Consider the following 10,591-nt stretch of genomic DNA (forward strand, 5'->3'; position numbering starts at 1 on the left):
GCTAGAAGCGCAGCGCGTCGATCACGTTCGAGCGGACGGCGACCAGAGCCGGGATGAAGCCGGCCAGGGCACCGATGACGACGGCGGCGACGAGCCCGGTGACGGCCGCGCGCATCGGGAACGGGGGAACGTCCTGCATGCCCTGGAACATGTCGAGCACGAACGGGGCCTTGAGGATCGCGACGGCGATCGCGATGCCGACGACGCCGGCGACAGCCGTCGCCACGACGGACTCGAGCATCACCGACGAGAAGATGCGGCTTCCGGTCGCTCCGAAGCTGCGGCGGACGCCGATCTCGCGGATGCGCTGGCGCATGGCGACGAGCTGGATGTTGACCAGTCCCAGACCGCCGAGCAGCAGCACGAGCCCCGCGATCCCGCCGGTGACCAGCTCGAACGTCTGGGCGTATTGCGCCTGATCCGGTCGGGACGCCCAGTCGGTGCGGCTCACCGTGACGTCCACGCCGTCGAGACCCGCGCGGAGGTCGGCGGCGAGCGCCGGGCCGATGTCCGCTGCCATCTCTTCGGGCACCCACGCCTCCCACATGACCGTCGTATCGGCGGGAAGGATGCCGCGGCGCGCGGTGTAGTCGGCGTAGAGCATCGTCATGTGCTTGTCCTGGTCGCCGGCGTACTCCCGCGGCGTCACGCCGACCACGGTGTACGACCCGCCGACGTCCCCCTGGAGCTGCAGTGCGAAGCCGGTCGCGAGCGCGGGACTGCCGTACACCTCCCACAGCGCCTCGGTGATGACGACCGGGGGAGAGGCGAGCTCGGCGTCGTCATCGGTGAACCAGCGACCCTCGAGGAGCGGTGTGCGGTGGATCACCGGATAGGCCGGGTCGACGAGGCGCGTCGACACCTGTCGCACCTGCTCGGGCGTCTGCAGCGGCAGCATGACGGGGTCGACGATCCGGGTGAAATGCGAGAACTCGTACCGCTCGGCCACGCGATCGACGTGCGCCCCGAACTCCTCCCAGTCCATCGGCGCCCCGTCGGTGCTGTTCGCCATGAACTGGATCGTCGCCGGGCGACCGCCGAAACGATCGGACTGCTCGGTCATCTGCTGCTGCTGATACTCGCTCAGCGCGACGACCGCGGTGATCGCTCCGACCGACACCGCGATGCCGATGAGGCTCAGCAGCACGCGCAGCTTGTGATGGCGGATCTCGGACCACGCCTCACCCAGCGCACCGACCAGGCCGCTCACGAGGCCACCTCGAGCGAGTCGGCTTCTGCCGCGGGCTCGGCTTCGCTCCCGTCGTCGACGCTCGCTGCCAGCCCCGACGCGTCCGCTGCTGCCGCGTTGGCGGGCACGTCGAGGGCGAAGGCGGTGAGCACGCCGGCATCCAGCCGGTAATGGCGGCGGGCCCGGGCCGCGACGTTGAGGTCGTGGGTGATCGTGACCAGCGCCGCGTCGGCCTCGGAGGCGATCTCGTCGAGCAGGGACATCACGGATGCCCCGGTCTCGACGTCGAGCGCGCCCGTGGGCTCGTCCGCCAGGATGAGCGCCGGCCGGCGCACCAGGGCCCGGGCGATCGCGACGCGCTGCTGCTCGCCGCCGGAGAGCTGCTCCGGGGTGGACTCGATGCGGTGACCGAGTCCGACCCGCTCCAGCATGCGGGTCGCCGCCGTGCGGCGTGTCCAGAAGTCGCGCCCGCGGGCGTACCCGAGCGGCATCATCACGTTCTCGAGCGCGGTGCGCCCGGCGAGCAGGTTGAACTGCTGGAAGACGAATCCGACGTTGCGTCCGCGCAGCCGGTCGAGCCGGGCCTTGCGCATGCGGCGCACCGGCTCGCCGCGGAACGCGACGCTGCCCTCAGAGGGCGCGTCGAGCATGCCCATGAGGTTGAGAAGCGTGGATTTGCCCGAGCCGCTGCGCCCGACGATGGCGACGTGGTCTCCCGCGGCGATCTCGAGGTCGATGCCGCGGAGGATGTCGAGGCGCGTGTCATCGGGCAGGATCACGTGCTTGGCGACCCCGTCGAGGCGGACGAGGCTCACCAGTTCCATCCCTGCGGCTCGCAGTACTCGCCGCCCATGCCGTCGTCGTAGCAGACCGGCTCGTCCTCGGCGGCGCTTCCGGGAACGTACTGGCGCACCTGCTCGCCCGCTTCCAGGCCGCTCGTGACCTCGACGATGGTGCCGTCGTTCACGCCGAGCGCGACATCCCGCTCCTCCAGTTCGCCCTGGCCGGAATCGACCCACACCACGCCGGTGCCGTCCCCGCCCTTGACCGCGGTGGTCGGCACGACCAGCACGTCCGATACGGTGCCGAGGTCGATGTCCAGCTGCGCCTGCAGGCCCGCGAACACCGTCTGGTCCGAGGGCACCGCGCACGTCACTGTCGTGGTGCCGTCCTCGGCGACCTCGACCTTCAGGCCGGTGCACGTGAAGGGCGCCGGACCGCCCTGGATCGTCACCGCCCCTTCGGCGGGTGCTCCCTGCAGGCGGTAGAGCTGCACCGGCTCGACAGTGGCCTGTACGTGATACCGGGCCGGCGTGAGCTTCGCCAGCTCGCCACCGATGGACGCGGGCTGACCCTTGACGACAGCGAGCTCGGTGATGTCGCCGGCCTCGGCCGCGACGACGTCGACGTTCTTCACCGGGTCCGCCTGCTTGATGGTGAAGAGCTTCTGCCCTGCCGCCACCGCCTGGCCCTCCGAGACGTGTACGGCGGTGACGGTCCCGTCGATCTCGGATCGGACGGGGTACGCGGCATCCCTCGCGATCGTCCCCGGGAGGCTCAGCGCGTTGGCGACCTCGCCCTTGTCGACGACCACCACGGGGTCGGAGATCTGCGCGCTGGGCTCCACAGCGGCGGCGGGCGCCTGATCCGGGAAGAACGCGATCTTCACGAGTGCGACTGCTGCCGCACCGAGGATGACCACCATCAGGATCGGGAAGATCCATCGCCGCCAGACAACCATGTCGTACCTCTCCGTAGGGGGCATACCGAGTATGTAGTCACCGAGTATATGCATACTCGGAATGCATGCACCGGATGCCGCGGCCCGGCGCGCCGGGTTCGACCGGGCGCATCCACACCCAGCGCACACCAAGGTCACGGGTGGATAACATAGGCAGGTATGCCTGGGGCCATGCGCCCGGGCAGCATCGGCGGCGTCGCAGCCGCACCCGAAAGCCTGAAGATGGAGACACTCCGTGGCCAACCCCCTCGAGAAACTGCTTCGCGCCGGTGAGGGTCGCATCCTCCGGCGGCTCCAGCAGGTCGTGAAGGCCGTCGGCGCCTTGGAAGAGGACTACGAGCACCTCACCGACGAAGAGCTCCGAGGCGAGACCGCGGAGCTGCGGGCGCGCTACCAGGCGGGCGAGACCCTCGACCAGCTGATGCCCGAGGCGTTCGCCGCCGTCCGGGAGGCCGCCAAGCGCACGCTCGGCCAGCGCGCCTACGACGTGCAGATCATGGGCGGCGCGGCCCTTCACCTCGGCAACATCGCCGAGATGAAGACCGGTGAGGGCAAGACGCTCACCGGTGCGTTCCCCGTGTACCTGAACGCGATCGCCGGCGAGGGCGTCCACGTCGTCACCGTCAACGACTACCTCGCGTCGTATCAGTCCGAGCTGATGGGCCGCATCTACCGCGCTCTGGGCATGACCACCGGCACGATCGTCGCCGGACAGACGCCCGAAGTGCGCCGCGAGCAGTACAACGCCGACATCACGTACGGCACCAACAACGAGTTCGGCTTCGACTACCTGCGCGACAACATGGCGTGGCGCAAGGAAGACCTCGTGCAGCGCGGGCACTTCTACGCGATCGTCGACGAGGTCGACTCGATCCTCATCGACGAAGCCCGCACCCCGCTCATCATCTCGGGGCCGTCGTCGGGCGAGGCGAACCGCTGGTTCGTCGAGTTCGCGAAGATCGCCAAGACGCTCGAGCCCGGTGCCGACTACGAGGTCGACGAGAAGAAGCGCACCATCGGCGTGCTCGAGCCCGGCATCGAGAAGGTCGAGGACTACCTCGGCATCGACAACCTGTACGAGTCGGCGAACACCCCGCTCATCTCGTTCCTGAACAACTCGATCAAGGCGCTCGCCCTCTTCAAGCGCGACACCGACTACGTCGTGATGAACGACGAGGTCATGATCGTCGACGAGCACACCGGCCGCATCCTCGTGGGCCGTCGCTACAACGAGGGCATCCACCAGGCGATCGAGGCCAAGGAGGCCGTTCCGGTCAAGGCCGAGAACCAGACCCTCGCGACGGTCACCCTGCAGAACTACTTCCGCCTGTACGACAAGCTCGCCGGCATGACCGGTACCGCCGAGACCGAGGCGGCAGAGTTCATGTCGACGTACCAGCTCGGCGTCGTGCCGATCCCGACCAACAAGCCGATGATCCGCAAGGACCAGTCGGATCTCGTCTACAAGAACGAGACGGCGAAGTTCGCGCAGGTCGTAGAAGACATCGCTCGACGGCACGAGACCGGCCAGCCGGTGCTGGTCGGCACCGTCAGCGTCGAGAAGAGCGAGTACCTGTCGCGCCTGCTCGCGAAGAAGGGCATCAAGCACGAGGTCCTGAACGCCAAGAACCACGCGCGGGAGGCCGAGATCGTCGCCCGCGCAGGGCGGCTCGGCGCCGTGACCGTCGCCACCAACATGGCCGGCCGCGGCACCGACATCATGCTCGGCGGCAACGCCGAGTTCCTCGCGGTTCAGGAGCTCAAGGCTCAGGGCCTCGACCCGGAAGAGACGCCGGAGGAGTACGAGGCCGCCTGGACCTCGGTCTACGAGGAGACCCGCGACCGCGTCGCGTCGGAGGCCACCAAGGTCGTCGAAGCCGGCGGCCTGTACGTCCTCGGCACCGAGCGCCACGAATCGCGCCGCATCGACAACCAGCTGCGAGGCCGCTCCGGCCGTCAGGGCGACCCCGGCGAGAGCCGGTTCTACCTGTCGCTGACCGACGACCTCATGCGCCTGTTCCAGTCCGGCGCCGCCGAGGCGATCATCGCCCGCACGAACTTCCCCGACGACGTCGCGATCGAGTCGGGCATGGTCACGCGTGCGATCAAGTCGGCGCAGAGCCAGGTCGAGGCGCGCAACGCCGAGATCCGCAAGAACGTCCTCAAGTACGACGACGTGCTCAACCGGCAGCGCGAGGCGATCTACTCCGACCGGCGCCATATCCTGCAGGGCGATGACATCGCCGACCGCGTGCAGCACTTCATCGAAGACGCCATCAACACCGTCATCGACGACCACACCGGGTCGGGACACAGCGAGAACTGGGACTTCGACGCGCTGTGGACCGAGCTGAAGACGCTCTACCCGGTCGGTGTCACGATCGACGAGGTCGTGGCCGAGGCGGCGGGACGCAAGGGCGGCATCACCGCCGACGGCCTCAAGCGCGAGATCCTCTCCGACGCGCGCATCGCGTACGAGAAGCGCGAGACCACGCTCGGCGAGGCGGCGACGCGCGAGCTCGAGCGTCGCGTGGTGCTGCAGGTGCTGGACCGCCGCTGGCGCGACCACCTGTACGAGATGGACTACCTCAAGGACGGCATCGGCCTGCGCGCCATGGCCCAGCGCGACCCGCTGATCGAGTACCAGCGCGAGGGCTACCAGATGTTCCAGGCGATGATGGGGCAGATCAAGGAGGAGTCGGTCGGCTACCTCTACAACCTCGAGGTCGAGGTGCGCCGTCAGGGCGAAGCCGGCGCCGAGCAGGTCACCCAGGTGGAGGCCAAGGGCCTCGGTGCGCAGCCCGTCGAGGCGCAGCGCCTCCAGTACACGGCGGCGAACGACGCCGGCGAGGTCGAGGTGCGCAACGACCGCGGCCAGGTGGAGCAGGCGGCGACGCGGCTGCGTCAGGCCGCCGCAGCCGCGGCGGCCACCCCGGCACAGCCGCAGCAGGCGCCGGCGGCCGAGCCGCAGCGCGGTGCCTTCGGCCAGCGGACGGATGCCGAGGCACCTGCCGCACAGCAGGCACCGCTGAACCGGGCCCAGCGTCGCGCCGCCGAGCAGCGCAAGAAGTAACGGGCGCGCGACCCGGCGTCCGACGCCGGGTCGCGGCATCCGCTCGGTGCGACCGCGCCTCCGGCTCCTGCCGCACCGACTCACGCGGTTCTGTCGATGCGCGCCGGAGGGCCGGTTCTCGGCAGCCGGTGTGAGGCCGCGCCGGCCGGGCCACGTGGCGGCCATTGGCCCCTGCCGGCCGCGGATATCCTGAAGCGATGAGTCCCCTCCGCACCCTCGACCAGTCGAGCAAGCTCCAGAACGTTCTCTACGAGATCCGTGGGCAGGCACTGGCCGAGGCCGACCGGCTGGAGGACGAGGGCTACTCGATCCTCAAGCTCAACACCGGCAACCCGGCGGTGTTCGGCTTCGAGGCGCCGTTCCAGATCGTGCGCGACATGATCGAGGCCGTGCCGCACGCGCACGGCTACAGCGACAGCAAGGGAATCATGTCGGCCCGGCGCGCCGTGGTGTCGCGGTACGAGCAGGTGCCCGGCTTCCCGCAGTTCGATCCCGACGACGTCTACCTCGGCAACGGCGTCTCGGAGCTCATCACGATGACGATGCAGGCGCTGCTCGACGAGGGCGACGAAGTCCTCATCCCGGCGCCCGACTATCCGCTGTGGACCGCGATGACGAGCCTCGCCGGGGGAACCCCGGTGCACTACCGCTGCGACCCCGACGACGACTGGCAGCCGGATCTCGAAGACATCCGCGCGAAGGTGACACCGCGCACCAAGGCCATCGTAGTGATCAACCCGAACAACCCCACGGGTGCTGTGTACAGCCGTGAGGTGCTCCAGGGTCTCGTCGAGATCGCCCGCGAGAACTCGCTGCTGCTCCTGTCGGATGAGATCTACGACCGCATCCTCTTCGACGACGCCGAGCACATCCCGCTCGCGACGCTGGCTCCCGATCTGCTGTGTCTCACGTTCAACGGCCTCTCGAAGACCTACCGGGTGGCGGGCTACCGCTCCGGCTGGCTCGTCATCACCGGTCCCAAGAAGCACGCGGCGGGCTTCCTCGAGGGGATCCAGCTGCTCGCTTCGACACGTCTGTGCCCCAATGTCCCCGCGCAGCACGCGGTGCAGGCGGCGCTGTCAGGAGTGCAGTCCATCGACGCTCTCATCGCCCCCGACGGTCGCCTGCACGAACAGCGGGATGCCGCGTGGGAAGGCCTCGAGCGCATCCCCGGTGTGACGTGCTCCAAGCCGAGGGGCGCGCTCTACGCGTTCCCGCGGCTCGACCCGAACGTGTACGAGATCCGGGACGACGCGAAGCTCGTCTACGACTTCCTCGTCGCCGAGCATGTGCTGCTGGTCCAGGGGACGGGCTTCAACTGGCCCACTCCCGACCATCTGCGCATCGTCACGCTGCCGGAGGCCCGCGTGCTGTCGGAGGCGATCGAGCGTCTCGGCAACTTCCTGTCGTCGTACAAGCAGTGAGTGCCGGCGCGCAGTGAGGCGTAGGGTGCCGCGGGCCGCGGCATCCGTCAAGACCCTCGCCGGAGGCCGAAGCGCGACATAGCGTCGCGGCATGTCCATCGAACTGAACCAGCCGGCGCTGCGCCATGCGCGAGCGCTCATCCGGGACGGCAAGGTCGTGCGCGACGAACGCGACGATTGGTCGGAAGCGGCCCCCACTGCCGACGAGGAGAACTCGTTCATCGAGCGAGAAGGGTGGACCGAGTACTCCCACTGGCACCTCGGGGTCGACCGTCGCGAGAACGCGGAGACGAAGCAGGCGTACTCGTTCCCGATCGGGGACTTCACGCGCGTGCACCGGTCGGGCGTCATCTCGGCCGAGAGCCGCGCCGGCCAGTACGACCACGACGAGATCCGCGACGCGCTGCGAGCCCTCCTCGAGCTCATCGACAAGGACGAGCGGGACTGACGCCGGGGCTGACGACGGGGCCGGCCACATCGTCGGGGCCGGCTCCGCCGCCGGGTCGGTGTGCCGCGTCTTCCGCGGCGAGGCGTACCGGTGTCAGAGCAGCGCGAGCGAGGTGGCGCGCCAGCGCCCGTCCATGCCCTCGATGCGCACGGCGAGCGCCCGCGTGCGCGCGGGACCGCGGACCACGACGACCGCTTCGATGATGCCGTCGGCGGGCGAGGACTGATGCACCGACAGGATCGCGTGCACGGGTCGCTTCGCTGCCACGCCTCGGGCGCTGCGCGCGCGCGTCGCCAGATTGGCCCGTGCGAGGAGCTTGCGGTAGGCGTCTTCGGTGAGCCAGCGCCCCAGCTGGTCGACCTCGCGCACGCCGGCGAAGACTTCGAGAACGCCGACGGTGAGGTTGCGGAGGAACGGATCGGGTGCGGGGAGCGCGGTGGAGGGTGTCCGCTGCGGCGCGAAGAACTCTGCGAGCTGCGTGCTTCGGAACGCCTGGGGTGCGCGGGCTGTGGCCGCGGGCTTCGTTGCCATGGGTGCCTATCTCGACAGGGGGATGTCTTCCGGACAGTAGAACACACGGCGAACTCACAGGAAAATCGCCGGCACGAACCTGTGGATAACTCGGAGGCCGATCCGCGCCAGTGCCCTACTCTCACTGAGTGCGCTGGGACCGGTTCTTCGACGACCTCGAGGATCAGCTCGCGTCCGAGTGGGAGGCCGAACGGGCCGCGCTCGACACCGAGGCCGAGCGTCTGCGGCTCTCGCGGGTCCAGCTCTCGGAGCGGCTGAGCCTCCTGAGCGCACGGGATGCGGCGGCACCCGCCGTGGCGTCCTTCGACCTCGCCGACGGCGCGACCCTGCGGGCGTCCGTGACGGGAGTGGGAGCCGACTGGGTCGCCCTCGCGCTCGCCGAAGGCCCCGGCGGGGCGGTCGTGGTGCCCTTCGCGGCGATCTCGGCGATCGGGATGCCGCACGCCGACCTGCTGCGCACCGCTCGGCCGGCGCCGCCGAGGTCGCCCCTCGCCGATCGGCTCACCTTCGGCTTCGTGCTGCGGGATCTCGTCCGGCGCCGCGCCGGCGTCGCGGTGCATCTCGTCGCGGGGCGCGTGCTCACCGGCACGATCGACCGCGCCGGCGCAGACCACCTCGACATCGCCCTGCATGAGCCGGGTGCGCCGCGGCGCACCGACGCGGTCGCGGGCTACCGTCTGGTGCCGTTCAGCGCCGTCGCCTGGATCCGCGCGGACGAGGCTCCCGCACTGCCCTGACGGCCGTCGGCGCTGCCCTCACCTGGCTGCTTCGGCGCCGGTCCGCGCCGACGGGGGCCGGGGCTCGGCACCCGTCGCGCCGGATCATCGCCCGCGGCCCGGCTCAGTCGGTCTTGCGGACGAAGCCGCCGCCCCAGAGCTCGGGGAAGCTCGCGGTCTGCGACTGGCGCCACAGGGCCATCCGCCGCGCCTCCTCCGCCTGCTCGTCGAGGTATTCGTCCACGCTCGCGGCCTCCACGCGCCAGCGCGCCGGCGCACCGACGCGCAACCCACGCAGGCGACCCTCGAGCACCAGTTCCATGACCTCGTCGACGGAGACGCCGAGCACCTCGCCCACCTGGGCGGGGGCGAGCAGACGCACGTTCGACGTCGGGTCATCGGACATGCCCCCATTATGGACCCGCCTCCGGGGTACGGGCCGGGCCCGGTGCGCCCTGTGGATAACGCGCGACGCCGTCTCGCGGAGTCGGCGACGATGGACCCATGACGGCCCACAGCGACCCTGTCCGCACGCCGCGACGCGCCTTCTGGGGCGACGCGCGGTTCTTCCTCGGCGTGCTGCTGGTGGCGGCATCCGTCGTCGGTGTGTGGCTGGTGGTCTCGGCTGCGCGGCAGACGGTGCCGGTGTATGCGGCGGCACACACCATCGTGCCCGGCGAGGCGATCGGCGCCGGTGATCTCAAGGTGGTCGACGTCGCACTCGGACCGCTCGCGGGTACCTACCTCACAGCCGATGACCTCCCCGAGGCGCAGGTCGCGACGCGCACGATCGAGGCGGGCGAACTCGTGCCCGCGGCATCCGTCGGCGATCCGTCCGCCGCCCGCACCACGAGCGTCGTCGTGCGCAGCGCCGTCGACGTGCCGGCGTCCGTCGAGGCGGGCACCGTGGTCGAACTGTGGTCGGCGCCACTCCTCGAGCAGGGCGCATACGACGAGCCCCGGATCCTCGTCGCCGACGCCACGGTGGTCTCGGTGACCCGCGACGACTCCATGATGGGCGGCGGTGCGGCCGCCCTCGAGCTCGTCATTCCGCGGGCCGATGTGCCGGCGACCCTCGCCGCGATGGCGGACGAATCGGCGCTGTCGATCGTGCCGACGACGGGCGCCGGGTCGTGAAGGTCGTCGTCGCCGTCGACGGGGCGGCTCTCCTCGTCGACGGGCTGCGCCGCGAGGGCATCGACGTCATCGCGGAGGTCGGCGCCGCGGCGCCGGCTCTTGCGGCGACCGACGGGATGCTGGGCGCCGACGCCGAGACGCTGCTGCGGGCGCTCGCCGATGCCGACGCCCTGATCGTCACGGTGTCGCGGGCGACGATGTCGCCCACCGTCGTCGCGGTGTGCGATCGCGCGGGGACGCGCGTCGTGCCGCTCGTCGAGGACGCGGCGGGGGAGCGCGTGGCGGCGGCCTGCGGGCTGGAGGCGCCGCTGAGCCGTCACGCCGAGCCATGG

General features: G+C 70.3%; 10 protein-coding genes and 1 pseudogene. 6 read left to right on the top strand and 5 right to left on the bottom strand.

The window, feature by feature from the left end; genetic code table 11:
• Position 1: 1 nt before the first annotated feature.
• Genes ACI3KY_RS15830 through ACI3KY_RS15840 form a run of 3 tightly spaced genes read right to left on the bottom strand, consistent with a single transcriptional unit; the run spans position 2 to position 2,930 of the window.
• On the bottom strand, positions 2 to 1,210 hold the full coding sequence (locus ACI3KY_RS15830) for an ABC transporter permease (protein ID WP_404931106.1): 1,209 nt from the start codon (positions 1,208 to 1,210) through the stop codon (positions 2 to 4).
• Positions 1,207 to 2,013: an ABC transporter ATP-binding protein gene (locus tag ACI3KY_RS15835; RefSeq protein ID WP_404931107.1), complete on the bottom strand. Its 807-nt coding sequence runs from the start codon at positions 2,011 to 2,013 to the stop codon at positions 1,207 to 1,209. Before ACI3KY_RS15835 ends, ACI3KY_RS15830 begins: the two co-directional genes overlap by 4 nt.
• Entirely contained in the window at positions 2,001 to 2,930 is a 930-nt protein-coding gene (locus ACI3KY_RS15840) for an efflux RND transporter periplasmic adaptor subunit (RefSeq protein ID WP_404931108.1), read from the bottom strand. Before ACI3KY_RS15840 ends, ACI3KY_RS15835 begins: the two co-directional genes overlap by 13 nt.
• Positions 2,931 to 3,165: 235 nt before the next feature.
• Here ACI3KY_RS15840 and secA point away from each other — a divergent pair, with 235 nt between their 5' ends.
• From secA to ACI3KY_RS15855, 3 genes are all read left to right on the top strand, one after another.
• The gene (gene secA, locus ACI3KY_RS15845; RefSeq protein WP_404931109.1) at positions 3,166 to 6,003 is read left to right on the top strand and encodes a preprotein translocase subunit SecA; all 2,838 of its coding nucleotides are present in this window, start codon (positions 3,166 to 3,168) and stop codon (positions 6,001 to 6,003) included.
• A gap of 197 nt (positions 6,004 to 6,200) precedes the next feature.
• Complete coding sequence (locus ACI3KY_RS15850) at positions 6,201 to 7,427, top strand: pyridoxal phosphate-dependent aminotransferase (RefSeq protein ID WP_404931110.1); 1,227 nt, start codon at positions 6,201 to 6,203, stop codon at positions 7,425 to 7,427.
• Between the two features lie 91 nt (positions 7,428 to 7,518).
• Complete coding sequence (locus ACI3KY_RS15855) at positions 7,519 to 7,875, top strand: hypothetical protein (protein WP_404931111.1); 357 nt, start codon at positions 7,519 to 7,521, stop codon at positions 7,873 to 7,875.
• Positions 7,876 to 7,968: 93 nt separating this feature from the next.
• Here ACI3KY_RS15855 and ACI3KY_RS15860 read toward each other — a convergent pair whose 3' ends face one another.
• A complete protein-coding gene (locus ACI3KY_RS15860) occupies positions 7,969 to 8,406 on the bottom strand; it encodes an Rv3235 family protein (protein WP_404931112.1) in 438 nt (145 codons plus the stop codon).
• A gap of 128 nt (positions 8,407 to 8,534) precedes the next feature.
• Here ACI3KY_RS15860 and ACI3KY_RS15865 point away from each other — a divergent pair, with 128 nt between their 5' ends.
• A complete protein-coding gene (locus ACI3KY_RS15865) occupies positions 8,535 to 9,143 on the top strand; it encodes a hypothetical protein (protein WP_404931113.1) in 609 nt (202 codons plus the stop codon).
• A gap of 103 nt (positions 9,144 to 9,246) precedes the next feature.
• Here ACI3KY_RS15865 and ACI3KY_RS15870 read toward each other — a convergent pair whose 3' ends face one another.
• Positions 9,247 to 9,528 carry a helix-turn-helix domain-containing protein gene (locus ACI3KY_RS15870; protein ID WP_404931114.1) on the bottom strand — a complete coding sequence of 94 codons (282 nt, stop codon included), beginning with the start codon at positions 9,526 to 9,528 and terminating at the stop codon, positions 9,247 to 9,249.
• A gap of 98 nt (positions 9,529 to 9,626) precedes the next feature.
• Between ACI3KY_RS15870 and ACI3KY_RS15875 the strand changes: the two genes are divergently transcribed.
• Both ACI3KY_RS15875 and ACI3KY_RS15880 read left to right on the top strand, forming a co-directional pair.
• The gene (locus ACI3KY_RS15875; RefSeq protein ID WP_404931115.1) at positions 9,627 to 10,259 is read left to right on the top strand and encodes an SAF domain-containing protein; all 633 of its coding nucleotides are present in this window, start codon (positions 9,627 to 9,629) and stop codon (positions 10,257 to 10,259) included.
• Positions 10,256 to 10,591, top strand: a pseudogene (locus ACI3KY_RS15880) (hypothetical protein); the annotation flags it as partial. The gene ACI3KY_RS15875 and the pseudogene ACI3KY_RS15880, both read left to right, overlap by 4 nt.

The sequence above is a fragment of the Microbacterium sp. ZW T2_14 genome (assembly GCF_044987405.1).
In the GTDB taxonomy this organism is placed as follows: Bacteria; Actinomycetota; Actinomycetes; order Actinomycetales; family Microbacteriaceae; genus Microbacterium.